Genomic DNA, 24,708 nt, shown 5'->3' with positions numbered 1-24,708 from the left:
GGGACCGCAATCCTTGATCAAGAGGAGACCAGTGGCTGAGTCCAAGAGCACGCAGATCACCGCGGAGATGTACGACTACGTCCTCGCCCACAACCCGCCGCTGAACGACGCACAGCGGGACATCGTCGAGCTCACCCATCGCGTGTTCCCCGAGGCGGCGGTGATGCAGTCGGCGCAGGAGCAGGGGCCGCTGCTGGCGTTCCTGGTGCGGCTGATCGGCGCCCGGCAGATCGTCGAAGTGGGCACCTTCACCGGCTTTTCGGCCCTGTCCATGGCCCAGGCACTGCCCAAGGACGGCACCCTGCTCGCCTGCGACGTGTCGGAGGAGTGGACGGCGTACGCCCGGGAGGCCTGGGAGCGGGCCGGCGTCGCGGACCGCATCCAGCTGCGGATCGCGCCCGCACTGGAGACCCTGCGCGCACTGCCGGCCGAGCCGCGGATCGATCTCGCCTACCTCGACGCGGACAAGGGCGGCTACATCTCCTACTGGGAGGAACTGGTGCCCCGGCTGCGGCCGGGCGGCCTGATCGTCGCGGACAACGTCCTCTACCACGGCGAGGTCGTCGACCCGGCGGCCACCGGTTCGGCCCTGGCCATCCGGGCGTTCAACGACCACGTCGCGGCGGACCAGCGGATGGAAGCGGTGCTGTTGACCGTGGCGGACGGCTTGACGCTGGCGCGCAAGCGGTAGGGGTCGCCGGGCCTGGCCCTGCGACCCCTGGTCGACCGCAGCGGCACCCCTAGCCGCAGCCGCCGCCCCCGCAGCAGCCGCCGCCCGCACCGCGCGGGGCGGGGGCGGGTGCGGGGGCCGCGGCGGAGCCGCCGACGGCGATCGTGGAGAGGAGCTTCACGGTGTCCTCGTGGCCGTGGGGGCAGACCGCAGGGGCGGAGGACTCGGCCATCGGCCGGTTCAGCTCGAAGGTGGTGTCACAGGGGCGGCACCGGTATTCATAACGAGGCATGAGCACAGATTAGCCGTGGCGCCGCTCAGCGCACGACGGTGCCGGGCGGCGCGTCCAGCATGCCCAGCTCCGCGCGGGTCGGCGCGCCTTCCCAGTCGCCGGCGGAGGCGACCGCGAACGCGCCGGTGGTGACGCCCCGCGCCAGCCGCCCGGCCGGCTCCTCGCCGTCCAGCAGCGCCGACAGATAGCCCGCCACGAAGGCGTCGCCGGCGCCCACGGCGTCCACGGCCCGTACCGAGGGGGCGGGCCGGTGCAGCGGGCCGCCGCGGGTGAAGGCCGTCGCCCCCGCCGCGCCGAGCTTGACCACGACCTCGCCGACGCCCAGGTCCAGCAGGAGTCCGGCCTGCGCGGCGAGGGGCGGCCGCGCGCCCGCACCTTCGGGCAGGCACAGCGGCAGCTCGTCCTCGGAGGCGATCAGGACATCCACGCACGGGACCCAGGTGCGCAGGACCGCGGCGGCTTCCGCGGCGGTCCACAGCCGGGCGCGGAAGTTGACATCGAGGCAGACCAGCGAGCCGCATTCCCGGGCGAGGGGGAGGATCTGACCGGCCGCCCTCCGGGCCGTGGGGCTCAGGGACGGGGTGATGCCCGTCAGATGCAGGATGCGCGGCGGGGCGGCGGAGAAGGCGCCCCGGATGAGGTCCGCCGGGAGCCGGGAGCCGGCCGATCCCGCGCGGTAGTAGTGCACCCGCGTGACGTCGGGCAGCCGCGGTTCGCTCCACAGCAGCCCGGTGGGGGCCTCGGGATCGGTCGCGGCCCCGGAGACGTCGACGCCCTCGGCGCGCAGCGTACGCAGCACCAGCTGCCCGGCCTCGTCCGCGCCGACCGCGCCCGCCCAGCGGACGTCGTGCCCGAGCCGGGCCAGGCCGATGGCGACATTGCTCTCCGCTCCGGCGACGGAGACCTGGAGCGTGCCGCCGAGCTTCAGCGGGCCGCTGCCGCGCAGGGCGACCATGGTCTCGCCGAAGGTGAAGACGTCCGGGCGGCCCGGTTGCCCGGGAAGCCGCGGCCGGACGGCGCCGGCCTCGGGCGTCGGCCGCCCCGTCATTGTGCGCACGCCGCCTGGAACTCCGCCGTCCGCTTGCGCAGCTCGTCCAGATCGCCTCCGTCCGCCGCGTCCCCGATCAGCGGTGAACCGACGCCCACCGCCACCGCCCCCGCGTCGAAATACTCCTGCGCGGTGGTCAGATCCACCCCGCCGACCGGCACGAAGGCCGGCTCGGGGAAGGGCCCGCGGAGCGCCGCCAGATAGGCCGGACCGCCCACCGACGCCGGGAACAGCTTCAGCGCGGAGACGCCCAGCGCCTCGGCCGCGATCACCTCGGACGGCGTCAGCACCCCGGCGAGGGTCGGCAGCCCCTGGCGTACGGACTCCTCCAGGCCGGCCCCGAGACCGGGCGTGACGATGAGGTTCGCGCCGGCCTCGGCGGCCCGCCGGGCGTCGGCTGCGGTCTGGACGGTGCCGGCGCCGAGCCAGGCCGCGTCGCCGAGCTCGGCGCGCGCCCGTCGGATGACGGTGAGGGCGTCCTGCCCGCTGAGCGAGATCTCGACCAGCAGAACGCCTGCCTCCGCAAGCGCCATGACCGTGCGGAAGGACGCTTCCGCATCCCTGCCCCGGATGACGGCTACCAGCCGCTCGGTCCGGAGCGCCGTGCTGAGGTCCATAGCGTTTCCTGCTTTCTCCTGCACCCCGTCGCGGGTGTGCTGCGCGACGCGTCGCGCAGGCGCGCGGGTGACACCTTCGATTATTTCCCGTCGGGCAGGGCGGCGGGGCCAGTCACCACCCCCCCGTCCCTCTTCGGCCCGCCCGTCACCATTCGGCGAACGCGCCGTCCTCATGGCGCCACACCGGATTCCGCCAGGCGTGCCCTCGCGCATCCGCCGCCCGTACGGCGGCCTCGTCCACCTCCACCCCGAGCCCGGGTCGGTCGGTCCGCAGCAGCGACCCGCCGTGGAAGCGGAACGGCTCCGGATCCACGACATAGTCCAGCAGCTCGGTGCCCCGGTGGTAGTGGATCCCGACGGATTGCTCCTGGATGAGGAAGTTCGGGGTGGTGAAGGCGACTTGGAGGCTGGCGGCCAGGGCGACCGGACCCAGCGGGCAGTGCGGGGCGAGCTGCGCCCCGTAGACCTCCGCGAGTGCGGCGATCCGGCGCAGCTCGGAGATGCCGCCCGCATGCGAGACATCGGGCTGGACGATCGCCACGCCGGCCTGAAGCGGAGCCAGGAACTCCGCTCGGGTGAAGAGGCGTTCACCGAGTGCCAGCGGGATGCCGGAGGCAATGACGAGGTCGGGGAGGGCATGCAGATGCTCGCAGAGCACGGGCTCCTCGACGAACATCGGCGCGTAGTCGGCCAGCAGCGGGAGCAGCCGGCGGGCGTTGGCGGGCGAGACCCGCCCGTGGAAGTCGAGGCCGAAGTCCCGTTCGTCGCCGAGGACTTCGCGGGCGGTCTCGGCGCGCCGCAGGCATGCCCGTATCTCGGCGCGGGTCGCCACCGGCGCCATCCGGCCGCAGCCGTTCATCTTGACGGCGGTGAAACCGGCCTCGATCTGTGCGGTGACCGCGTCGCGCAGGGCATGCGGCTCATCGCCGCCGACCCAGGCGTAGGCGCGGATCTTCTCGCGGACCGGCCCGCCCAGCAGTTGGTGCACGGGGACCCCGTGCCGCTTCCCCTTGATGTCCCACAGCGCCTGGTCCAGGCCGGCGACGGCGGACGAGAGGACGGGCCCGCCCCGGTAGAAGCCGCCCTTGGTCATGACCTGCCAGTGGTCCTCGATACGTGCCGGATCCTGGCCCAGGAGATATTCGGCCAGCACCTCCACGGCCGCCCGGACCGGCTCGGCCCGCCCCTCGACCACCGGCTCACCCCAGCCGACGACGCCCTCATCGGTCTCCACCCGTACGAACATCCAGCGCGGCGGGGCGAGGAAGGTCTCGATGCGGCTGATCTTCATGCGGACCGGCCCGTCCTTTCGGCGTGCGGCACCTGGCGTGCGGCCTCCCGCGCGGGGCCCGTGCTGCGGACGGCGCCGGGTTCGTGCGGCGTCTGCCGCTCCTGCGCGGTGCCTCGCGGTGTCCTGCCCACCGGCGTCCCCGCCGTAACGGCTGCCGCCCGGCAATTCCCCGCCGCGCTACGGATGCTCCCGCGCGGACAGATCGAGCAGTTCGAGCATCGCCATATAGGCGCCGTCGATGTCCCTGTCCCGTACGGCCTTGACGACCGCGGCATGGGCCGCATGCGGCGGCGCGAGCGCCCCGGCCGCGGCGAGCACCTCCCGGTCGCGCTGGACGAGGACCGGCACGATCACCCGGTGCATCTGCGCATAGAAGCGGTTGTTCGACGCGATCAGCATGGCCGTGTGGAAGGACGCGTCGGCGCGTACGAGCATCACCGGGTCGCCCGCGCTCGCGGCCATTGCGCTCAGCGCGGCGTCCAGTGCCGCCAGATCGTCTTCGGTACGGCGCTCCGCGGCGAGCGCGGCCGCCGCGGGCTCGATGGAACGGCGCAGTTCGAGCACATCGGCGAAGAAATCGGAGGAGACCCCGGCCGCGAGCTTCCACCGCAGCACGTCCGCGTCCAGGAGATTCCAGTCCTCTCTGGGACGCACGAACGTGCCGCGTTTCGTATCGGTGCCGAGGATCCCTTTGGTGGTCAGCACCTTGATCGCCTCAAGCAGGGCGGTCTGGCTCACCTCCAGTTCCGCCATCACCTCCGGCAGGACCAGGCTGTCGCCCTCCCCGTAGGTGCCCTTGAGTATCCGCGTGGCGAGCGCTTCGACCGCCACGCCGTGCACCCCGTGCCCGGTGACGGGCGTGGCGTGCCCGTGACGGCTCATCGTGCTGCTTTCCTGTCCCGGCTCAGGACTTCTTGCGGCCGGTGCCGGTGCCGGTGCCGGGTCCCGTGCCCGAGTCCGCGCCGGTGCCGGTGTCCTGGCCACTGCCGAGCACGGACGGACGGCTGCGCCGCCTGCTCCCGCTGGTGCCGGCGCCGAACGAACCGCGCCCCGCATGGGAGGCGCCCTGCATCCTGACCCGCGCCGCCTGCCGCGCGGCCGTCATACCGGAGACGGGCACCAGCTGTCCGCGGTCGAACCGTTCCGCTTCCTCCGGGTGCCGGGCCCGCCAATACGGATTGTCGTGCGGGAGGCCGCCGCTGACCCGTCCGTACATCCCGAAGACCAGCAGCATCAGCCCCACCAGGAAGCTGAAGAGGACGTTCTGGAGCCGGAAGGCGAGGAAGTTCGCATCGGTCTGCAGCAGCGCCAGGTTCACGAATCCGCTCAGCAGGAACAGCCCGCCGAACACGATGTTGAGGGTCGAGGCGAAGTTCCCGCCGATCACCATGCCGAGGAAGAGGATCGCGCCGACGACGATCGAGAGCACGCTCAGGGTGCCGTTGGTGTTCAGCCCGGCCACGGTGTCGCCGCCGGTGTCGAAGTAGCCGATGTGGTGGGTGAGTCCGAGGATGCCGAAGGCGATCAGCACCAGGCCCATCAGCCCCGCGCCGACGCGGTAGACCTTGCTGAGCCGATGGTCCACGGGCAGATGCTCATCGAGGCGGGTGTGCCGCGCCTTCACCCGGTGGAGCGGATTCGCGGGCCCGTGGAGGGGCCGGCCGGTAACCCCAGTAGCCATGTCCGGCCTCCTTCGCGCAGAGGTGCCGTCTGAGCCGTACCTCTCTCCAGGATCCGCCCACGCCGCACATCACGCCATCGCGCCCGGGCGGCGCGGACCGGTCACCCGCCGGGGGAAAGCCGCCGGAGGCCGCCCTCAGCGCCACCGGAGCCCGGGCCGCGCCCCGGCCCCGCCCCGCGACGCCCCGGGCCGTGTCAGCCGGCCCCGGCCCCACCCCTGGCGTCCCTGATCTCCTGCACCACCCGGGCCGCCGTCTGCCGGACGGCGTCGGTCTCGGTCAGGAAGTGCCACCAGTCCGGATGCCGCCCCTCCAGGCCCGCGACCGCGCGCTCCAGCCGCGCCACCGCGTCGTCCAGGGGGCCGGCGTGCCGCGGGTCGGGGGTGCTGCGCCCGGCCATCGCCAGCCGCTGCGCGTCGCGGAGCGCGAAGCGCGTCCGGTCGATCTCCTTCTGCCGGTCGAACGACACCGCATCGAGCCGCTGCAGCCGGTCACCGGCCGCCGACACCGCCTCGTCGACGGTGTCCAGCAGCGCCCGTACGGTCGCCAGCAGGCTCGTGGCATCCGCCCAGCGCTGCTCGTCACGCGCCTGCTGCGCCTCCCGCAGCTTGGTCTCGGCCTGCCGGACGGACTGCGCGGCCTGCTCCGGCACTTGCTGGAGGTCCTGCCAGCACGCCGCGCTGTACCGCCGCCGCAGCTCGCTAAGGACCGGGTCGACCTTCCCCGCACGCGTGGTGATCGCCTGCGCCCGGGTCCGCAACGACACCAGCCGCTTGTCGATCTCCGCGGCCTTGCCCGGCAGCCGCTCGGCCTCGGCCCGTACGGCCTCGGCCTTGCGCAGCACGTCGTCGGCCCGCCGGATCGTCTCCTGGACGCCGTGCTGCCCGGCGCCCTGATTGAGCTTGGTCAGCTCCGGCCCGAGCGCCGCCAGCCGGCCCGCAAGATCGTCCGCCCGCAGCCCCTGGGCACGCACCGCATCCAGCCCATTGCTCGCCGCGAGCAGCGCCTGCCGGGCCCGCTCCACGGCCGGGGCCAGCCGCGCCAGCTGCGTCTCGGCGGTCTGCAGCAGCGGCCCGAGCCCCTGCGCGAACCGGTCGAGCTCGCCCTTGACGCGGTTCAGCTCCTCCTTGGCCCGCGTCAGATCGGCCCGCGCCCGCGCCACGGCGGCGCCGTCCAGATCGTCACGGTCCAGATCGTGCGAGTCGACCGCGGTGATGTATCCCTGGCTCACCTCGTCGATCCGCCGGCCGAAGCCCGCGTAATCGTCCGCGATCTTCCGCGCGGCCGGCGAACTGTCCACGGCGGTGATCGTCTCTATGGAGATCCGCAGATCCCGCTGCGCGGTGTCCAGCTCGTAGAACGCCTCCGCCGCGGCATCCTTCGCGGCCTGCGCATCGGCCCGCTGGCCCTCCCCGCGCCCGAACCAGCGACGGGTCCCCCCGCCCGCGAACGCCATCGGCGCCAGCGCGGCCAGCAACGGCACCGGCAACAGCGCGAGCGCCACCACATCCCGGACCGGCCCCCCACGGGCGCGACGGCGTTCTCGCTGCTCATGCGGCTGCGTTTCTCTCGCCGTCACTTCCCTCTCCCGATCGATCGCATCGCCCCAGGCCGAATGTCATTGTCCCACTCACCGGAAACGAACACCCCGACCGGTAAGTTCGTCCGCCGCACACTGGTTTGCAGTCCGGCCCAGAAGGCAAGGTAGTCTGTCGGCTCGGCCGGGGCGCATAGCTCAGCGGTAGAGCGCTGCTCTTACAAAGCAGATGTCGGCGGTTCAAATCCGTCTGTGCCCACAGAGAAATAGCAGGTCAGAGGGCCCTCCGCAGCGATTGCGCGGAGGGCTCTCTGTCTGGCGGTACCCCCAGTTCATCGACCCCGCGGGCGGCTGGCCCGTGGCCGCGCCGACCGGTCTGCTCGGCACGTTCCACATGACAGCCTGCGCCGTCGTCCACGTGCCGGCACGCACCCGTGCTGACGACCCGGCCCTCGGCAGCCCGGGCCGTGAACCGGGCCTCCGCGTGCACATCGAGCTCCCCGGCAGGCCCGAAGTCACCCAGCAGCACGGCTACTTCCACGCCGGCGCCACCAGCGCCGTCGCGGACAGCGCCGGCGGCTACGCCGCCTACACGCTGGTCAGGGCCGCGAGGGTGGCGTCCAGGTCGGCTGTCTTGGGCTGATTGTGGGGGAGTTTGGCGAGGATCTTGGCCATGCTGCAGGTGTTGGTGAGGGCGGAGAAGGTCAGGCCGACGGCAACGCCCGCGGAGAGCCAGCGGGCCGCACTCCAGAGTTGTCCGGCGATCAAGCCGGTCAGGACGAGGGATCCGGCGGCGAGGCGGACCTGGCGGTCCATGGCCCAGGGGGTGCGGGTGCCGGCGGGGCGGTGGGTGTCGTGGCCGAGCTGCGTCCAGGCGGTGGTGCCGCCCGTGAGGGTGGCTGCGGTGATGCCGTGATCGGCCAGGTGCCGGCAGGCGGTCGCGGAGCGGGCGCCTGAGGCGCACACGACGAGGAGGGTGCCGCGGCCGGCAGCGGTCTTCAGGGCGGGCAGGGCGGTACTGAGGTGGTCGAGGGGGATGTTGTGGGCGCCGGGCAGGTGGCCGGAGGCGTATTCGCCAGGGGTGCGCACGTCGATGACAGTCAGCTCGTGAAGGCGGGCGTTGGCCTGGTCGGCGGTGAGGGCGGTGGTGGGTGCCACGGGGGATTTTCCTTTACTCAATGGGGGTTACCCCTTCTGTAAGATACCCGTAGGGGTATCTCGAAGGAGTGTGGGTTGTGGAGTTGGCGATGGCGGCTGAGGAACTGAAGACGGTGGTCAACCGGCTGCGCCGGGCGCAGGGCCAGATCGCCGGTGTGATCAAGATGATCGAGGAGGGGCGGGACTGCGAGGACGTGGTCACGCAGCTCGCGGCGGCGTCCCGGGCTTTGGACAAGGCAGGCTTTGCGATCATCGCCACCGGCCTGCAGCACTGCCTGACAGATACGGACATGGCCGCTTCCGGTGACCGGGAGCAGATGCGTACCCGGCTGGAGAAGCTGTTTCTTTCCCTGGCCTGACCCGTGGTGCTGCGGCACCGGATCGCCGCCCGACTCGTCAGGTGAGGGCGTCGATCAGCATGAAGACGGCGACAGCCAGGAGCACGACGGCGAAGGTGCGCTGCAGGAGCGTGCCGGTGACCTTGGCAGCCAGACGTTTGCCGTCCCAGGCGCCCAGGATCGCCGCCCCGGCGAAGGGGCCGATCACCGCCCAGTCGATGCCGACGGTGGTGGCGCCACGGGTGGCCAGGGAAGCCAGCGAGTTCGCCGCTATGACCAGCAGGCTGGTGCCAACGGCGGCCTGCATCTCGAACGCCAGCACGGCGACCAGGGCAGGGACGGCGAGGAAGCCTCCACCGACCCCGAGCAGACCGGTCAGCGCACCCAGTCCCGCGCCGGTGCCGGCGGCTTTGGCGGGCCTTGCCCCGCTGGCCGCCGGGCCGGTGGCGGCGCGGGGGCGGAGCATTTTGACGGCGGCGAGTGCGGCGATGGCGGCGAACGCCGCGGTCAGCACGGGCTGGGGCAGGCGGGATGCGGCGGCTCCGGCTGCCGCGGCGGGCAGGAGTCCGGCCGCGGCGAAGAGTGCGCCGGCTTTCCAGCGGACATTGCCGGTGCGGGCGTGGGCGTACAGGGCGGTGAGCGAGGTGGCGGTGACGATGATCAGGCTGGCGGTGGTGGCGGCGGCCGGGGTGAAGCCGAGCAGGTAGACCAGTGCGGGCACCGCCAGGACGCTGCCGCCCCCGCCGAGCGCGCCGAGCGCGAGTCCGACCACGGCCCCGGCGATCAGGGCCAGGATCAGCGCACTCACGCTATGACACCGCCGCTGTCGCCCCGACCACCGGTGACCGGTAGGTCCGCACGCGCCCATGCGGTCATGCCGCCGGTGACGTCGGTAGCCTCGACGCCGCGTCCGGCCAGCAGCCTGGCTGCCTGCTGGGAGCGGTGACCGGAGCGGCAGATCGTGACCACCGGCTTGCCCTGTGCGGCTGCCGGGAGCGACGCCCCGGCCATCAGGCGGGAAAGCGGCAGGTGCAGCGCGATGGGCGCGTGACCGGCCTTCCACTCCGGCATTTCGCGGACATCCAGCAGAACGGCCTTGCCGTCGCTGGTCTGCTGATGGGCCTGCCGGGGGGTGAGGCGGCCGGGGCCGCGGCGAAGAATCGAGAACATCGTTGGATCACTTTCGTGCGGTGGCGTGGAAGGGCGCGTCAGTTGGTGTCGTCGGGGCGGGTGAGGGGCAGTCCCGCCTTGGTGGCGGCGTCGAAGCCGTCGTCGACGGCGACCACGTCGCGGCCGGCAGCATCGAGCAGGGAGGCAGCTATCGCCGCGCGCATCCCGCCGGCGCAGTGCACCCATACCGTCCCGGGCGGCACTTCGCCGATGCGGCCGTGCAGCTCGTGGATCGGGATGTACACCGAGCCGTCGATGTAGCCGCCCGCGCGCTCCGAGTCCCGGCGCACGTCCAGGACGACCACGTCGTCGCCGCGCTTACGGACATCGGCGAGGTCGGCGAAGCGGGCGCGAGGGAAGGAGGCGAGCTGTTCGCCCTCACGGACCCAGCGGGCCGGGTCGCCGGTGGCTGCGGCGGCTGGGCGGTCGATGCCCACGCGCACGAGTTCCCGCTGCGCGTCGGTGATCTGCTCCGGGGTGTCGGCGAGCAGGGTGACGGGCTTGCCCCACGGGATCAGCCAGGCCAGGTAGGTGGCGAGCTTGCCCTCGCCCTCGAAGTTGAACGATCCGGCCACGTGACCGTCGGCGAAGGCCATGCGGCTGCGCAGGTCCACCACCCACTCACCCGCGGCCAGCCGGGTGGCGATCTCCTCGGCATCCGCACGGTCGGGCGGGGTGAGATCGACGGGTGCGGGGCCCGCGGCGTTGGCCGGGCCCATGTGCGCGTAGTAGGCGGGCACGTCGTCCAGCCCGGCGAGCATCTGGGCGACAAATGTGTCCACGTCCAGGGTCAGCGCGTCGTTGGTCTTGCGCTCCTTGCCGATCGTGGTCGCATCCCCCTCGGCCTGGGATGAGGAGCAGAAGCTGCCGAATCCATGGGTGGGCAGCACCGGCACCTCGTCGTCCAGCTCGTCGGCCAGCCGGTGGGCGGAGGCGTGCTGGGCGCGGGCCAGCTGCTCGGTCAGCCGCGGCTCGACCAGGTCCGGGCGGCCCACGGTGCCGATCAGCAGCGACCCGCCGGTGAACGCCGCCACACCGCGCCCGTCCTCGGTAAGGGCGTAAGCGGTGTGGTGCGGGGTGTGCCCGGGAGTGGCGATCGCGCGCAGCACCAGGCCCTCGTCCACCGTCACGGTGTCGCCGTCGGCGACGGGGGTGCGGGCGAACGATACGTGCGCCCCGGCCGGCACCAGGTACTGGGCGCCGGTGACGCGGGCCAGCTCCAGGCCGCCGGTGACGTAGTCGTTGTGCACATGAGTCTCGGCCACGAAAGCGATGCGCACCCCGCGGCGGGCCGCTGCGGCGATGACCTGGTCGATGTCGCGCGGCGGGTCGATGACCACCGCGGCATGGGGTCCGCCGACCAGGTAGCTGCGGTTGCCCAGGCCCTCGAATTCCAGGGTGTCGACAAAGAACACGGTTCACGACTCCTCTCGCATGGTGTACCCCGGGGGGTATCTGACACTCACCCTAACAGCTATACCCAGGGGGGTATTCCATGGGCGGAAAGCGCCCCGCTCAAGGCATGCACTATCCGGGGGTGTCCGTGTCCTACGACCGCACCGTCCGCCTGGACGCCGACTTCGACACCGCCGTCACGCCGTACGCAAGACCCTCGTCGATCAGGGCTTCGGCATCCTCACCGGGATCGACGTGAAAGCCACGCTCAAGGCCGAGCTCGAACGGTGGACCGCGATCGTGCGCTGCTCCGGGCGTCAGCCCATGCCCGGAGTCGGCGGCGTCCGCGAGCGATGTGGCCTCGGTAGCGGCATGGTCGCCGGCCTTACCGCCCCCTCCGGTCTACTGGGGCGACGACAGGACCTGGACCACCGCGTTCAGTGGCTCCGGCGACGAGGAGAGTTCGCCGAGGTAGGGGTAGGCGAGTTCGGTGACGAGGAAGAGGTTGGCGGCAACGAGGGCGCTCACCGCCCCGACCATCCCGTAGTGCATCCGGGTCTGCTCGGAGCCGAAGATGACGGAGAACCCGAGGACCAGTCCGCTGTTCAGGAAGATCACCATCCACAAGGACACGGGTGGGCCGGTGTTGGTGCGTGCCTGGAGCAGCCGTACCGTTCGTGCGTCCGTCAATTCCCTCAGGGACGCGAGTGAGCTGGTGAGGGAAGCCCGTTGGGAATCGTTGCGCGGCTTGATGTCCTCGTATGTGCGGTGCAGGCGGTTCAGCGCCTTCTCGGCCTCGGGCGTGGTACGGCCGACGGCGGCGCGGGGCCACTCGGCCACTGCCGCGCGGCCGTACTCCAGCAGTCCCTGCCGAATCCGTGCGCTCTCGGCGCTGCTGAACACATTGCGGCCCCTGGCCAGCTGTACTGCCGCGGCGCCCTCGTTCCGCGTCGTCTGGTCTGCCGAGTTCACCTGGCCCCAGAGCACGAGGACCATGAACCCGATGAGGAACCCGTAGACCAAGCCGACAACGGGGAAGAGGTACTGCGCGACCTCGTTGTGCTTGCCCTGCCTGAGGCGAGGGAAACGGTGCCGGACCAGCATCTGGACGACTGCCGTCCCGCCGGCAATGACGACGACGAGCCCCGCCAGCAGCCATCCGGGCGGCAGGTTCATCACGATCCAACGGGCCACTGCTCCACGCTCCTGACGTACCCCACACCCGCCACCACCGGCCCGGTGGCCAACGAACGCACCGGCCTGCGGACACGCACTGGTGCGGGGCCTGTTCTGTCCGGGCCGGGGTGTTTGTCCGGCCGGGGTGGTACTCCCGTGGTGCCGGGGCCGTTCTCCCCGCCGGAAGGGCGCGGACGCCTTGGGTAGAGTGCGCCGCGCGTACCACGTTTGGGGGAGCGAGCGATGCCAGAGCCACTGAGCGCCGGAGACCCGGTGGTGGTCGGTCCGTACCGATTGAGGGCCCGGCTCGGGGCCGGCGGTATGGGGGAGGTGTACCTCGGCGAGTCCGGTTCGGGGCGGCGGGTCGCCGTGAAGCTCGTACGGGCCGAGATCGCCAAGGACCCGGGCTTTCGCAGGCGCTTCCGACGGGAGGTCGAGCTGGCCATGAAGGCGGGCGGCTTCTGGACCGCTCCCGTGGTGGACGCCGACCCGGACGCGCCGACGCCCTGGGTGGCCAGTCAGTACGTCCAGGGTCCCTCGCTGGCGGAGCAGGTGGCGGTGCACGGGCCGCTGGACGAGGCGGCGTTGCGGCAGCTGGCCGCGGGACTGGCCGAAGCGCTGCAGGCGTTCCACGGCATGGGGCTGGTGCACCGTGATCTGAAGCCGTCGAATGTGCTGCTCCTGGACGACGGGCCGCGGGTCATCGACTTCGGGATCTCCAAGGCCCTGGAGGACGACAGCGGTACGGCGCTGACGGTGACCGGAACGGTGCTGGGCACCCCCGCCTTCATGTCCCCCGAGCAGGCCGTGGGGCGGGAGGTGGGGGAGCCGTCGGACATCTTCTCGCTCGGTTCGGTGCTGACGTTCGCCGCCACCGGGCGGGGGCCGTTCGGGGACGGCCCGACGCATGCGCTGCTCTTCCGCGTGGTGCACGAGCAGCCGGTGCTGAACGGACTGCCGCCGGGGGTACGGCCGTTGATCGCGGCGTGTCTGTCCAAGGAACCGGCGGACCGGCCCCGGGCCGCGGACCTTGCGGGCATGGCGTTGGGGGCGGTGCCGGTGGACGATCCGGGGCGGGTGGAGGACCAGGGTCCGGTGGATGGTCAGGGTCTGGTGGAAGCCGCAGCAATGTTCGATGCTCCGGGGCGGAGGGAAGCTCCGGGGCCGGTCGATGCCGCAGCCCCGGCCGACACCGCAGCCCCGGTCGACGCTCTGGGCCGGGTGGAAGCTCCGGGTCCTGCGGGTGGGCGGGGACGGACCGTGCTCGCCGGCGGCTCGGGTGGGCCGGGGACGGCCGAGGCCGCGACGGCGTCCGCGTCCCGGCGGTGGGGCCGCCGTGCCCGCGCGACTGCGGTGGGTGTGCCGTCCGCCCGGGAGGGCGCCGTACCGCGGGCCGGCGGAGCGCCGGTCGGGCGGGCCGCGCTGCTGGGGTTCCGGGCGATGGCCTACGCCAGCGGTGTGCTGACCCTGGTGATCTGGGTGGCGGCACTGGCCGGTGAGCTGGCGGAGCTGTCCACAGTTACTGCGATCAACGGTTTCCTGCTGATCCTTTACGTGATCGCCGCCGTCCGTCTTTCGTTCCGGCTCAGGCTGTCCGCCCGGACGAAGATCCTGGTGGTGCTGGCGGCTTGGCTTCCGCTGGGGACGTTCCTGGCGGAGTGGAAGATGACCCGTACGGTCCGGGCGGCGGCCGTCCGGTAGGGCTCGCGCGGCGGCGGGTCCGTACGGTCCGGTGTGCCGCGGGGGCGTGGTCCTGCCCCCGTTCCTACACCTCGATTTCCGAGAGCCGGTGGATCAGGTGGTCGGCGAATGCGTCCACGACGGGCGGGAGTTGACGGCCTGCCATGGCCTGGATCTGGATGGTGCGCAGATGCATTTCCGGGTTGAGGATGGAGATGGCCTTCAGGCCCTCTCTGCGCAGCCTTTCGTGCACGGTGATGTGGCCGATCAGTGAAACGGCATTCGCCTCTTTGACGAAGTTGGACAGGGCGCTGGAGCTTGAACTGACCAGCAGGGGTTCGAAGCTGATTCCCTCGGTCGAGCAGCAGAGGTCGAAGAGACGCCGGTTCGTGGTGCCTTCTTCGGTGAGGGCGACCGGATAGGGGAGCAGCTCGTGCAGGTGGATTTCGTCCCGCTGCGCGAGCGGGTGGTCGGATCTGACCATGGCCTGGATCGGGGCCCGTTGGGCATGGATGACGCGGACATCGGGAGCGGGCGCGAGGCTGAAGGTGACGGCCAGATCGACCGAGCCGTCCTGGACCATTTGCGTGGCCGATGACGGGCTCACCACGGGCATATGGAAGGTGGTGCCCGGATTCTCCTTGCGGAATGCGGCCATGGCGTGCGGCAGGAATTCCTGCGCGGCGCCCTGTGAACTCGCCACCCGGACGGTGGCCCCCAGCCGGCCGCGGCCACGGATCTCCGCGAGTACCTGATCGGTTTCCAGGGCGGCGCGGCGCGCATAGGCCGCCAAAAGGGCACCGGCCTCACTGGGCACCATTCCGCGCGGCCGGCGCTCGAACAGCGGGACGCCGATTTCCTGCTCAAGTTTGCCGATTTGCCGGCTGATGGCCGATCCCGCTACCAGGAGTCGCCTGGATGCCTCATTGACCGAGCCGGTGCGAACCACCTCGAGGAAGTACTCCAGAGCCGGACTGTTCAGCATGCCGTCAGCATAGAAACCTATTGCTCTTCGGGCAACGATTCATTCCATGAATTGTGATTGGGTGAATGAACGGTCAGCGCTCTGCCGTCATTGAGGACAGGGTGTCGGACGGTGTCGGCGTTCTCCGGCGGGAACAACCGCCGGGCGGACCTCCCGGCGGCCCGAGCGGGGTTCCACGCGCCGTTGCCCATACAGCAACGAGGTGTTCTAAAAGTTGCGATTGTGCGAACGGTCGGTGGGCTCTAGCGTCATCGCTCAACGAGCTCCCGAGGCCATTTTCCACTGCTTCGGACTCACCCATCGGCGTTTCCACCCTGCACGACAGTTCGCCTGCTCGATTCGAGGGAGTAACACTCATGACGACCGCTGGAGAGACAGGTCAGATGATTGCCGAGAAACCCCTGAGCCGGAATCGGGCAAGGCGTGCCGTGCTCGCGGCCACGGCCGGAAACACGCTTGAGTGGTACGACCTGACCACTTATGGGTTCTTCGCGGTTTCGATCTCCAAGGCGTTCTTTCCCACCGGTGACGCAACGGTGTCCCTGATGCTCGCCTTCGGCACCTTCGGGATCTCGTATCTGGTCCGGCCGTTGGGCGCACTCGTTCTGGGGCCGTACGCGGACCGCGCCGGACGCAAGGCCGGTCTGCTGCTGACGATCCGGCTGATGATGATCGGCACGTTGCTGATCGCCGTGATGCCCACCTATGCCTCCATCGGCATTGCCGCACCGGTCATGATTCTGCTGGCCCGGCTGGTGCAGGGATTCTCTGCGGGCGGTGAATTCGGCAGTGCGACCGCATTCCTGTCCGAGCAATCGTCGGACCGGCGCGGCTACATGGCGAGCTGGCAGTTCGCCTCGCAGGGCCTGGCGACGCTGCTGGCCGCGACCTTCGGCACCGTGCTCAGCATGAATCTCTCCGCTGCCCAGCTGGATTCCTGGGGCTGGCGCATTCCGTTCCTCCTCGGCCTGCTGATCGGTCCGGTGGGGTATGTGATCCGCCGGCAGCTCCCGGAGACCCCCGAATTCGCCGAGGTCGTCGAGGCGGGAGAAGCCACGACGACACCGATACGGCAGGTGCTCGGACGGCAGAAGCTGCGGGTGCTGCTCATGGTCGGCGCCATGGTGATGTCCACCGCGGTGACGTATGTGATCGTCTATATGCCGACCTATGCCCAGAAGGTCCTGGGGCTGCCGTCCTCCGCGGGCTACATCGGTGCGGCGGTCTCCGGGGTGATGCTGACGACCGTGACGCCCCTGATCGGCCATCTCTCGGACCGGATCGGCCGCACGAAGATCATGCTCATCGCCGGGACCGCGATGGTGCTCCTCATCTGCCCACTGTTCCTGCTGCTGTCGGGCAGCCCGTCGCTGCTGGTCATGGGCGTGGTGATGGGAGTGCTCGGGCTGTTGAAGGCCTGCTACTTCGGTGCGCTGCCCGCCCTGATGTCCGAGGCGTTCCCGACGGCCACCCGCAGCACCGGCCTGTCGCTGAGCTACAACCTCGGCGTGCTGTCCTTCGGCGGCTTCGCCCCGGCGATCATCACCTGGATGATCGCCAGCACCGGCAATCACCTCTCGCCCGGCTTCTACATCATGGCGGCCGGCGCCCTGAGCATCGCCGCCCTGCTGGCCGCCCGGCGCCTCCTCGCCCTGCGCTGACCCGCCGGCCGTATTCCGTACGCACCGCCGACCAGCCGCCAACGGCTGCTGCCGGACGGGTCCCTGCCCGCCGGCCCCCCACGAGAGAACGAGGTCACTTCCATGACGGACGCTGCGACGATCCGCGCTCAGCTCCCCGGCACCCCGCGTGATCTGGTGCACGAGCGCCAGGACGCACTCATCGCCGGACTGATGGACTACGTCAGCCAACCCGGCGTGAGCGCGACCGGCGAGGGGTTCCCCGCCGCGACCGACCGTGCACTCGACGAGGTCAAGCGGGCCGGCCTGACGCCGTCGGTGCTGGCGAGCGACGGGGGCCGGCCGCTGGTGGTCGGCCACCGCGCCGGGCCGGCCGGGTCGCCGCACGTCCTCCTCTACGGCCACTACGACGTCCAGCCGGCCGGACCGCGCGAGCAGTGGGACTCCGACCCCTTCACCCCGGTCCTGCGGGACGGGCGGATCTGGGGGCGCGGCACCGGCGACAACAAGGGCCAGCACTATGCGCATCTGCAGGCGCTGCGCCTGTTCGAGGAGTACGCCGGCCAACTGCCCTGCTCGGTCACGGTGCTGCTCGACGGCGAGGAGGAGATCGGCAGCCCCACGCTGGCGACCACCCTGCGCGCGCACCGGGAACTGTTCGACGGCGATCTGGTCGTCTGGAGCGACCGGTCGGTGCACGAGTCCGGTGAATGGTGTGTCTCGCACGGGGTGCGCGGCATGCTCCGGCTCCGGCTGCGGGCGACCGGTCCGAGCCGTCCCCTGCACTCCGGCAACTTCGGCAATGTCGCGACCAATCCGGCCTGGCAGCTGGTCCACGCGCTGGCCTGCCTCAAGGACCCGGCCGGCCGGGTCCTCGTCGAGGGCTTCGACGACGGCCGCGAACCGCTGCCCGACGCCGACCGCGCCGCGTTCGCCGCGCTCCCGCTCGATCTGCCGCAGGTCCTCGGGGACATCGGGCTGAGTGGGATGGACCCCGCCTTCGACGGGCTGTCCTTCTACGAACGCCTGGCGGACCGGCCCACGCTGACGATCAACGGGATCAGCACGGGTGACGTGGCCCGGACGATCATCCCCGACACCGCGGAGGCGGGCGTCGACATCCGGCTGACGCCGGGCCAGGATCCGCAGGCCGTCTTCGAGCGGGTGGCCGCCCATCTGCGGGTCCACGCCCCCGAGGTGACGGTCGTCAAGACCGGCGGCACACCGGCCTCCCGGACCACGATCGACAATCCCTACACGCCGCGGGTGGCAGCGGCCATCTCGCGGGTCACCGGGCGGCCCCCGCTGCTGATACCCGCCTACGGCGGCACCCTCCCGGACTGGGTCTTCACCGACGTCCTCGGGCTGCCCAGCATCGGCCTGCCGCTGGCCAACGCCGACCAGGCCAACCACGCGCCGAACGAGAACCTGCGCGTCGACTACTTCCTCGACGCCACCGCCATCTGCATGGAGCTCCTGCTCGAACTGGGCTCGTCCGACGGCCCGTTGGCGCCTTCCACCGGAACGGAGGCGTGAGACCCGATGCACCCCGCACCACACCCCGGGCCCTGGCTCGTCCACGACGGAACGCTGACCGGTCTGAAGGTCCTCGATCTGTCCCGCATCCTGTCCGGGCCGTTCTGCACCATGATGCTGGCCGACCTGGGCGCCGATGTGATCAAGGTCGAGGACCCCGTCTCCGGAGACGACACCCGGGTCTGGGGTCCCCCCTTCCAGGGCGAGGACGCGGCGTACTTCCACAGCGTCAACCGCAACAAGCGCGGTATCGCCGTCGACCTCAAGGACCAGGAGTGCCGCGGCCTGATCCACGAGCTGGCGGGCACCGCCGATGTGATCGTGGAGAACTTCCGGCCGGGCACCGCGGCCCGCCTCGGTCTCGGTTACGAGGACGTCCGGGCCGGCAACCCCGGCGTCGTCTACGCCTCGATCAGCGGCTACGGGCAGACCGGGCCGTACCGGCAGGAGCCCGGCTATGACGCGATCGCGCAGGCGGTGAGCGGGGTCATGAGCGTGACCGGCGAGCCCGGGGGGCCGCCGGTGCGCTTCGGGGTGTCCCCCGCCGACCTCGCCGCCGGCATGTGGGCCGCCCTCGGCATCCTCGCCGCCCTCCGCAGCCGTGAGCGCACGGGCCGGGGCGAGTGGGTCGATGTCTCGCTGCTGGACGGCCAGGTGGCCTGGCTGAGTTATGTGGCCGCCGGCTACTTCGCCTCCGGCGACGTCCCGCAGCGCTACGGCTCGGCCCATCCGGCGATCGTGCCCTACCAGGCGTTCCCCACCGCCGACGGTCATCTCATGGTGGCCGCCGGGAACGACGGGCTGTGGCGCCGTTTCGCCACCGCGATCGGACTCGCCGCTCTCGCCGACGACCCACGGTTCGCGACCAACCCCGACCGGGTCCGCCACCGCGGGGAGCTGCTTCCGCTGATCGAACGCGCGCTGGCTGCCCGCGGCGCCCAGGAGTGGGCCGCACAACTCACCGAGGCGGGGATACCGGTCGGTCCGATCAACACCGTGGACCAGGCCCTACGGCATCCCCAGGTGATCGCCCGCGGCATGGTCGCCGAGATCGAGCACCCCGACGCCGGCACCCTCCGTACGCTCGCCTCGCCGCTCAAGCTGTCCGAGCACCCGGCGGCCGTACGCACCCCGCCGCCCCGGCACGGTGAGCACACCGCACAGGTACTGACCGCCCTGGGGGCCGGCCCCGGACAACTGGCCGGTCTCCGTGCGCGGAAGGCCGCGAAGTGACCCCGGTGACCGGCCCCGAACCCGCCGTCGCGCTCACGCGCTCCGGCGCCGTCGGCGAGATCCGGATCGGTGACGGCGGCCGGCGCAACGCCCTTCCCGCCGCCGCCTGGGCGTCCCTGGCCCGGCAGATCAGGGAGCTCGGGGCGTGCGGGGCGCTGCGGGTGCTGGTGATCCGCGGGCAGGGCGACACCTTCTGCGCCGGGTCGGACATGACCGACTGGGTGGCGGCGGACCCCGGCCGTGTCGAGGAGTCCTTCGCCCACATGGAAGCGGCGTTCACGGCGATCGAGGACTGTCCGGTCCCGGTGATCGCCGAGGTCCGCGGGGTCGCCGCGGGGGCGGGGTGCCAGCTCGCCCTCGCCTGCGATCTGCGGCTCATGGCGGACAGCGCACGGATCGGGATGCCGATCGCCCGGCTCGGCATCCTCGCCAGCCCGGTCTTCGCGGCACGGCTGGTCGCCCTGGCCGGACCGGGCACGGCACGGGAGTTGCTCTACACCGGCCGGCTGGTCGAGGCCCGCACGGCGGTGGCCCTCGGACTCGCCGACCACTGTGTACCCGACGACCGGCTCGCCGAGCACGTCGGCCGCCTCGCCGCCGGGATCGCCGACCATCCGCCGGCGGCGATCCGAGCCGCCAAACAGGCCGTCGCCGCCGCCCTGGCACCGCAGCGCACGGCGACCGCCGCCCCGCAACGGCCGGTGGTGGCCCGGCCCCACTTCGACCGCGCGATCGCCGCTTTCCTCGGGCGGCCCTCGGCGGCACCGCCGGACCCGTCCTGAGCAGGGACGGTGTGGGGTGGGTGCGCGGCGGGCCGTCCGGGGTCGCCGCGCGCTGTTGTTCGCCGTGGGGGGTGCTGTGTATCGTCGAGAGTGACTTGAAGTTTCAAGTAACTGGCCCGTCGGTTCGCGGGCCGGTCCTCGACCTGTGAAAGAGCGCTTCTCATGACGTCCCCCCTCAGCACTCTTGAGCCCTCCCGCCTCGGCGTCTCGATGCGCGACAAGCCCGCTCCGTACGGCTACGACACCGGGCTGCTTGTGCTGCGGCTCGCGCTCGGGCTGACCATGGCGGCCCACGGCGCCCAGAAGCTGTTCGGCTGGTTCGGCGGGCCGGGGCTCGACGGGACCGGGCAGTTCTTCACGATGAGCGGCTATCCGGCCGGCCGGACGATGGCCGTCGTCGCCGGACTGAGCGAGACGCTCGGCGGGCTCGGCTTGGTGGCCGGGCTGCTCACCCCGCTCGCCGCCGCGGCGGTCGTCGGCACGATGGTCAATGCCCTGGCCGTGAAGTGGGGCGGGGGCTTCTTCGCGCCCAAGGGCGTGGAGTACGAGCTGCTGCTGACCGCCGGTGCGGCGGCCCTGGCGCTGACCGGGCCCGGCCGCTTGGCCGTTGACCGCTTCCTGCCCGGCCTGCGGGTCCACCGGCCGGTCCGCGGTGTGGCCGCACTGGTGCTGGGAGTGGTCGTGGCGGGCGTGATGCTGCTGGTCCGGAAGTGACGCCGGGCCGGGCGGGGCAGGAACGGATGCCGGCCCGGGACGGGAGGAACAGACACCGCGCTCGGTCCGGGCAAAGGAACGGATGCCGGCCCGGCGGGGCAGGTGCAGCGGAGTCGGAAACGGGGAGTGCGGCGGCACCATGGTGGTGTCACGGCGGAAGAGCGGAGAGCAGGGCCATGTCGGTACGACGTCTCAATCACGCGGTGCTCTATGTACGTGAGGTGGCGCGGGCCGTCGCCTTCTACACCGAGGCTCTCGGGCTCACGGTGGATGTCGAAGTGCCGGGGCGCGCCGCGTTTCTCAGCGCTCCCGGCTCGCTCAACGATCACGACCTGGGGCTGTTCACCGTGGGTCCCGGGGCTCCCGGGCCCGAAGCGGGTCGCGTCGGGCTCTACCACCTCGCCTGGGAGGTCGGCACGCTCGGCGAACTCATCGCGGCGCGTGACCGGCTCGACGAGCGGGGCGCCCTGCTGGGAGCCAGCGACCACCTCGTCGCCAAGTCGCTGTACGCCAAGGACCCGGACGGCAACGAGTTCGAGGTGATGTGGCGGGTCCCGCGCGAGGACTGGCCCGGCCCGGACCAGCCGGATCGCCTGCTGCCGCTCGATCTGGCGGCGGCACTGGAGCGCTGGGGGCCGGACCTGATGACGGGGGCGGCGGCGGGGTCGGCTACCTGAGGGGGCGGGGGCGGACCGGTCCTCAGGCGTCCGACGCCGCCCGCTCCTCCTGTCCACTCCGCCCCGCCGGCTGCACCTCTTCCTCCGGACCTGTCGTGCTTGCCGGACCTGTCGTACCCTCCGGCTCCGTCGGCTGCGCTCGCCCGGCCCGCTCCGTCCAGCGCTTCTCGACGCCGGACAGCCGCCAGTACGCCAGCGCCGCGGCCCACACGACCACGAACAGGCCGACGATGAGGAAGCCGACGTTGTCGAGGTCGAGGCCGGATATCCAGCCGGTCAGCGGGTCGGTGAGGGCGAGCTTGTCGTGCAGCACCGTCACCAGCTCGATCGTGCCGATGAAGAAGGCGACGGCGATCGAGAGGCCGGTGATCGCGAGGTTGTAGTAGACCTTGCGCACCGGGTTGGAGAACGCCCACTGGTAGGCGAAGTTCATGAAGGTGCCGTCGAGGGTGTCGAACAGGCTCATTCCGGCGGCGAAGAGCAGCGGCAGACACAGCACGGCGTACCAGGGCAGACCGGCCGCGGCGCCGCTGCCCGCCATCACCATCAGGGTCACTTCGGTCGCGGTGTCGAAGCCGATCCCGAAGAGGAAGCCGAGCGGGAACATCTGGCCGGGGCGGGAGACGGAGCGGGTGAACCGCCCCAGGAAGCGGTTCATGAAGCCGCGTGAGTCCAGTTGCCGCTCCAGCTCGGCCTCGTCGTAGCGGCCGCTGCGCATCTCGCGGAAGACCCGCCACATCCCGGACAGCGCGATGAGGTTGAGGGCGGCGATGAGGTAGAGGAACGACCCCGAGACGGTGGTCCCGACCATGCCCAGGATCTGGTGCATGCGGGATTCGTCGTTGAGCAGGATGCCGGCGAGCTGCGCGCCGCCCGCCACGAGGGCCGCCATCACGACGACCACGCTGGAGTGGCCGAGGGCGAACCAGAAGCCGACCGAGACCGGCCGCTTGCCGTCGGCCATCAGCTTGCGGGTGGTGTTGTCGATGGCGGCGATGTGGTCGGCGTCGAAGGCGTGCCGCATGCCGAGGGTGTACGCGGTGATGCCCAGCCCGACGCCGAAGACCTGGCTGCCGACGGTGTAGTGGTGCGGGACCACCAGCAGGAAGAGCACGCCGAAGGCGACGACATGCAGTCCGGCTATGACGGCCATCAAGCCCGCGGTACGGACGGTGTCCTGCCGGCGCCAGCGGAAGGCGCCGGAGGCAGGGGTGGTCGGGGTATCGGTGGACAGGGCCATCCGGCGGTCACGCTCCAGCACCTCGTGGATCAGTTCGTGAGATGCCGTGGCCGGTCTCCTGGCTTACGGGTGCACGCGTCCGCCCCCGCCTTCCCGGCCGCGGGCTGCGGTCAGTGGCGCCGCAGAGGCGTCATGCATCTGCGGAAGGGGTGGAAACTCCCCGATCACAGTGGCGAGGGCCGCTCCGGTCTGGGACCTCAAGGTCCGTCACCGGTCTTCCCGAACACCACGGCCCGGCCACTCTAACCGCCACGGGGGAGGGGTGCGGTCCGTGGGGCGGATCCGGGGACGGGCGGGAGCGCCGTCGGCGGGAGATGCCCGTCCGTCACAGGTCAAGGGAGCAGAGAAAGGCGTGGAGTTCCTGGTCGAAGAGCGCGGTGTGCTCCAGATTGACCATATGGGCCGCGCCCGGTATCCGGATCCTGCGGGCGCCGGGGACGGACAGCGCTATCGCATGGGCGTTGGCGGAGATGTCGCGGCCGTCGAGATCGCCGTCGAAGACGACCGTCGGCACCCGGATCTCCCCCAGCCGCCCGGCGGCACCGACCTCCAGGGGCATACCGGATGCCGTCCCCTCGCCATGCACCTCCACATTGGCCTCGGCCGAGGCGCGCATCCGCTCACGGAATCCCGGGTGCACCGCGGACGGTTCGCGGTGCGGTCCGTCCACCCACATCCGCAGGAAGTGCTCGATATAGCGCTCCACGCCGTCCGGTGCGCCGATCGCCGCCACCTGCTCCTTGATGTGCTCCAGGAGGAAGGGGTCGGTGAAGGCGCGGCCGCTGATCCCGGGGGAGGCGAGCGCCAGAGCCGTCACCCGGTCCGGGTGGGCGAGGGCGGTGTCCAGCGCGACCCGGGCGCCGTGGGAGAGGCCGACGAGGACGGCGCGGGGGACGTCGAGGGCGTCGAGAAGGGCGCACAGGTCCTCGTGGTGGGCGTAGTCACCGGCCACTGTGGAGGACAGACCGTGGCCGCGGAGGTCGTAACGGATCGCGCGCAGGCCGGAGTTCACCAGCCAGGCGAACTGCTCGTCCCACATGTGCTGGTCGAGCATCGCGCCGTGCAGCAGTACCACCGCGGGGCCCGAGCCCGCCGTCTCGTAGAAGAGTTCGCCCTCCTCGACCGGCACGATGCCGTTGTCGATCTCGGACCAGGCGGTGATTCTGCGGGTCATTCTCTGGGCCGTCCTTTGTGCGTCGGATGCGGGGAGCTGGGCTGGATGCGATGGGCGTCGGTATTGCCGTGACTGTCGGTTTCCTCCGGTGGAACGTGTGAGCCGTTCCCGAGGTGCCGGAATTCCTCACCGAGTCGGTCGAGCACGTTCAGTGCGGTGCGGAGGTCCTCGGCGGGCAGATCGGCCAGCCGCTGCCGCAGCTGCGCCGTCTCGGCCTTCTGGATTCCGCGTATCGCCTCCGCGCCCTCGGTCGTGAGCTGGATCAGCGACGAGCGGCGGTGGGCGGGGTTGGGCGCCGTCACCGCCAGGCCCAGTTCGACGGCGTGGTTCACCCAGCGCTGCACCGGCTGTCGGTCGAGGTCCATCGCGCGCGCCAACTGCGGGACGGTCCGCGGGCCTTCGGCGTGCAGCGCGTCCAGCAGTGCGTGTTCGCCGGCGGTCAGGCCCGTGCCGGACAGTTCGCGTTCCACCGCGCGCACGACCGTGCGGTGCAGTGGCCACAGGCGCCGGATGACGCCGTACAGCAGGTCTTCCTCGGGTGCCGGTGCCGGTGCTCCCTCGCCGTCGCCGCCGCGCTCGATGGTGCTCATGGACGTGGACTCCCCCTCGATGATGCCGACTCGCCTCACTGATTCCCCCTCACTGATTCCCCCTCAGCGACTCCCCTTCAATGACA

The 24,708-nt window shown here is 71.5% G+C and carries 25 protein-coding genes, 1 tRNA gene, 1 pseudogene and 1 riboswitch; of the genes and pseudogenes, 11 read left to right on the top strand and 16 right to left on the bottom strand.

The annotated features are described in order from the left end of the window. Positions 1-67 precede the first annotated feature (67 nt). Positions 68-691 carry an O-methyltransferase gene (locus tag BKA18_RS11225; RefSeq protein ID WP_208859225.1) on the top strand — a complete coding sequence of 208 codons (624 nt, stop codon included), beginning with the start codon at positions 68-70 and terminating at the stop codon, positions 689-691. Between the two features lie 49 nt (positions 692-740). On the opposite strand, the gene BKA18_RS11220 is transcribed toward BKA18_RS11225, so the two are convergent. The 7 genes from BKA18_RS11220 to BKA18_RS11190 all read right to left on the bottom strand — a co-directional run bounded on the left by BKA18_RS11220 (position 741) and on the right by BKA18_RS11190 (position 7,053). Continuing rightward, complete coding sequence (locus BKA18_RS11220; protein ID WP_366043008.1) at positions 741-962, bottom strand: FmdB family zinc ribbon protein; 222 nt, start codon at positions 960-962, stop codon at positions 741-743. Between the two features lie 25 nt (positions 963-987). Beyond that, positions 988-2,010: a sugar kinase gene (locus tag BKA18_RS11215; protein WP_366043465.1), complete on the bottom strand. Its 1,023-nt coding sequence runs from the start codon at positions 2,008-2,010 to the stop codon at positions 988-990. Continuing rightward, positions 2,007-2,627 (bottom strand): bifunctional 4-hydroxy-2-oxoglutarate aldolase/2-dehydro-3-deoxy-phosphogluconate aldolase, encoded by a 621-nt coding sequence (locus BKA18_RS11210; RefSeq protein ID WP_235447308.1) that lies wholly within the window; start codon positions 2,625-2,627, stop codon positions 2,007-2,009. Before BKA18_RS11210 ends, BKA18_RS11215 begins: the two co-directional genes overlap by 4 nt. Before the next feature lie 145 nt (positions 2,628-2,772). Then, positions 2,773-3,918 carry a galactonate dehydratase gene (dgoD, locus tag BKA18_RS11205; protein WP_366043007.1) on the bottom strand — a complete coding sequence of 382 codons (1,146 nt, stop codon included), beginning with the start codon at positions 3,916-3,918 and terminating at the stop codon, positions 2,773-2,775. 177 nt (positions 3,919-4,095) lie between these two features. Continuing rightward, the gene (locus BKA18_RS11200; RefSeq protein WP_366043006.1) at positions 4,096-4,800 is read right to left on the bottom strand and encodes a FadR/GntR family transcriptional regulator; all 705 of its coding nucleotides are present in this window, start codon (positions 4,798-4,800) and stop codon (positions 4,096-4,098) included. Between the two features lie 22 nt (positions 4,801-4,822). Continuing rightward, entirely contained in the window at positions 4,823-5,599 is a 777-nt protein-coding gene (locus BKA18_RS11195) for a DUF4383 domain-containing protein (RefSeq protein ID WP_366043005.1), read from the bottom strand. Between the two features lie 194 nt (positions 5,600-5,793). Next, positions 5,794-7,053: a hypothetical protein gene (locus BKA18_RS11190; protein WP_366043464.1), complete on the bottom strand. Its 1,260-nt coding sequence runs from the start codon at positions 7,051-7,053 to the stop codon at positions 5,794-5,796. Positions 7,054-7,321: 268 nt separating this feature from the next. On the opposite strand from BKA18_RS11190, the gene BKA18_RS11185 reads away from it, so the two are divergent. Both BKA18_RS11185 and BKA18_RS11180 read left to right on the top strand, forming a co-directional pair. Then, positions 7,322-7,393, top strand: a tRNA-Val gene (locus BKA18_RS11185). A 222-nt stretch (positions 7,394-7,615) separates the two neighbouring features. Further along, positions 7,616-7,732: pseudogene (locus BKA18_RS11180) on the top strand (PaaI family thioesterase); the annotation flags it as partial. Here BKA18_RS11180 and BKA18_RS11175 read toward each other — a convergent pair. After that, positions 7,723-8,292 carry a rhodanese-like domain-containing protein gene (locus BKA18_RS11175; RefSeq protein ID WP_366043003.1) on the bottom strand — a complete coding sequence of 190 codons (570 nt, stop codon included), beginning with the start codon at positions 8,290-8,292 and terminating at the stop codon, positions 7,723-7,725. The pseudogene BKA18_RS11180 and the gene BKA18_RS11175 sit on opposite strands and share 10 nt — an antisense overlap. A 77-nt stretch (positions 8,293-8,369) precedes the next feature. Here BKA18_RS11175 and BKA18_RS11170 point away from each other — a divergent pair, with 77 nt between their 5' ends. Further along, on the top strand, positions 8,370-8,651 hold the full coding sequence (locus BKA18_RS11170) for a metal-sensitive transcriptional regulator (protein WP_319345906.1): 282 nt from the start codon (positions 8,370-8,372) through the stop codon (positions 8,649-8,651). 37 nt (positions 8,652-8,688) lie between these two features. On the opposite strand, the gene BKA18_RS11165 is transcribed toward BKA18_RS11170, so the two are convergent. The 4 genes from BKA18_RS11165 to BKA18_RS11150 all read right to left on the bottom strand — a co-directional run bounded on the left by BKA18_RS11165 (position 8,689) and on the right by BKA18_RS11150 (position 12,389). Further along, complete coding sequence (locus BKA18_RS11165; protein WP_366043001.1) at positions 8,689-9,438, bottom strand: sulfite exporter TauE/SafE family protein; 750 nt, start codon at positions 9,436-9,438, stop codon at positions 8,689-8,691. Beyond that, a complete protein-coding gene (locus BKA18_RS11160; RefSeq protein WP_366043000.1) occupies positions 9,435-9,800 on the bottom strand; it encodes a rhodanese-like domain-containing protein in 366 nt (121 codons plus the stop codon). Before BKA18_RS11160 ends, BKA18_RS11165 begins: the two co-directional genes overlap by 4 nt. Positions 9,801-9,838: 38 nt before the next feature. Next, positions 9,839-11,215, bottom strand: coding sequence for an MBL fold metallo-hydrolase (locus BKA18_RS11155; RefSeq protein WP_366042999.1), 1,377 nt, complete (start codon positions 11,213-11,215; stop codon positions 9,839-9,841). A gap of 382 nt (positions 11,216-11,597) precedes the next feature. Further along, positions 11,598-12,389 carry a bestrophin-like domain gene (locus BKA18_RS11150; protein ID WP_366042998.1) on the bottom strand — a complete coding sequence of 264 codons (792 nt, stop codon included), beginning with the start codon at positions 12,387-12,389 and terminating at the stop codon, positions 11,598-11,600. A gap of 225 nt (positions 12,390-12,614) precedes the next feature. Between BKA18_RS11150 and BKA18_RS11145 the strand changes: the two genes are divergently transcribed. Further along, on the top strand, positions 12,615-14,072 hold the full coding sequence (locus BKA18_RS11145) for a protein kinase domain-containing protein (protein ID WP_366042997.1): 1,458 nt from the start codon (positions 12,615-12,617) through the stop codon (positions 14,070-14,072). 64 nt (positions 14,073-14,136) lie between these two features. Here the strand turns inward: BKA18_RS11145 and BKA18_RS11140 are convergent, their stop codons facing one another. After that, positions 14,137-15,036, bottom strand: coding sequence for a LysR family transcriptional regulator (locus tag BKA18_RS11140; RefSeq protein ID WP_366042996.1), 900 nt, complete (start codon positions 15,034-15,036; stop codon positions 14,137-14,139). Between the two features lie 356 nt (positions 15,037-15,392). Here BKA18_RS11140 and BKA18_RS11135 point away from each other — a divergent pair, with 356 nt between their 5' ends. The 6 genes from BKA18_RS11135 (at position 15,393) to BKA18_RS11110 (ending at position 21,618) form a co-directional block, all read left to right on the top strand. Continuing rightward, positions 15,393-16,697, top strand: coding sequence for an MFS transporter (locus BKA18_RS11135; protein ID WP_366042995.1), 1,305 nt, complete (start codon positions 15,393-15,395; stop codon positions 16,695-16,697). Between the two features lie 102 nt (positions 16,698-16,799). Beyond that, positions 16,800-18,212: a M20/M25/M40 family metallo-hydrolase gene (locus BKA18_RS11130; protein WP_366042994.1), complete on the top strand. Its 1,413-nt coding sequence runs from the start codon at positions 16,800-16,802 to the stop codon at positions 18,210-18,212. A 6-nt stretch (positions 18,213-18,218) separates the two neighbouring features. Then, positions 18,219-19,445, top strand: a complete 1,227-nt coding sequence (locus tag BKA18_RS11125) for a CaiB/BaiF CoA transferase family protein (RefSeq protein WP_366042993.1) — start codon at positions 18,219-18,221, stop codon at positions 19,443-19,445. Positions 19,446-19,450: 5 nt separating this feature from the next. After that, entirely contained in the window at positions 19,451-20,227 is a 777-nt protein-coding gene (locus tag BKA18_RS11120; RefSeq protein ID WP_366042992.1) for an enoyl-CoA hydratase/isomerase family protein, read from the top strand. Between the two features lie 162 nt (positions 20,228-20,389). After that, the gene (locus BKA18_RS11115) at positions 20,390-20,941 is read left to right on the top strand and encodes a DoxX family protein (protein ID WP_429638315.1); all 552 of its coding nucleotides are present in this window, start codon (positions 20,390-20,392) and stop codon (positions 20,939-20,941) included. Positions 20,942-21,117: 176 nt separating this feature from the next. Next, a complete protein-coding gene (locus BKA18_RS11110; protein WP_366042990.1) occupies positions 21,118-21,618 on the top strand; it encodes a VOC family protein in 501 nt (166 codons plus the stop codon). Positions 21,619-21,640: 22 nt separating this feature from the next. Here BKA18_RS11110 and nicT read toward each other — a convergent pair whose 3' ends face one another. The 3 genes from nicT to BKA18_RS11095 all read right to left on the bottom strand — a co-directional run bounded on the left by nicT (position 21,641) and on the right by BKA18_RS11095 (position 24,622). Next, the gene (nicT, locus tag BKA18_RS11105; RefSeq protein WP_366043462.1) at positions 21,641-22,858 is read right to left on the bottom strand and encodes a Nickel transporter NicT; all 1,218 of its coding nucleotides are present in this window, start codon (positions 22,856-22,858) and stop codon (positions 21,641-21,643) included. Positions 22,859-22,889: 31 nt separating this feature from the next. After that, a riboswitch (cobalamin riboswitch) is annotated at positions 22,890-23,104 on the bottom strand. A gap of 79 nt (positions 23,105-23,183) precedes the next feature. Then, on the bottom strand, positions 23,184-24,032 hold the full coding sequence (locus BKA18_RS11100; RefSeq protein ID WP_366042989.1) for an alpha/beta fold hydrolase: 849 nt from the start codon (positions 24,030-24,032) through the stop codon (positions 23,184-23,186). Then, entirely contained in the window at positions 24,029-24,622 is a 594-nt protein-coding gene (locus BKA18_RS11095; RefSeq protein ID WP_366042988.1) for a MarR family winged helix-turn-helix transcriptional regulator, read from the bottom strand. The genes BKA18_RS11100 and BKA18_RS11095 overlap by 4 nt, the downstream gene beginning before the upstream one ends. Positions 24,623-24,708 lie beyond the last annotated feature (86 nt).

Source organism: Streptomyces auratus (assembly GCF_050433025.1).
GTDB classification, from domain to species: domain Bacteria; phylum Actinomycetota; class Actinomycetes; order Streptomycetales; family Streptomycetaceae; genus Streptomyces; species Streptomyces sioyaensis.
The sequence above is the reverse complement of the archived record's forward strand: the minus strand, read 5'-3'. Positions and strand labels throughout refer to the sequence as shown.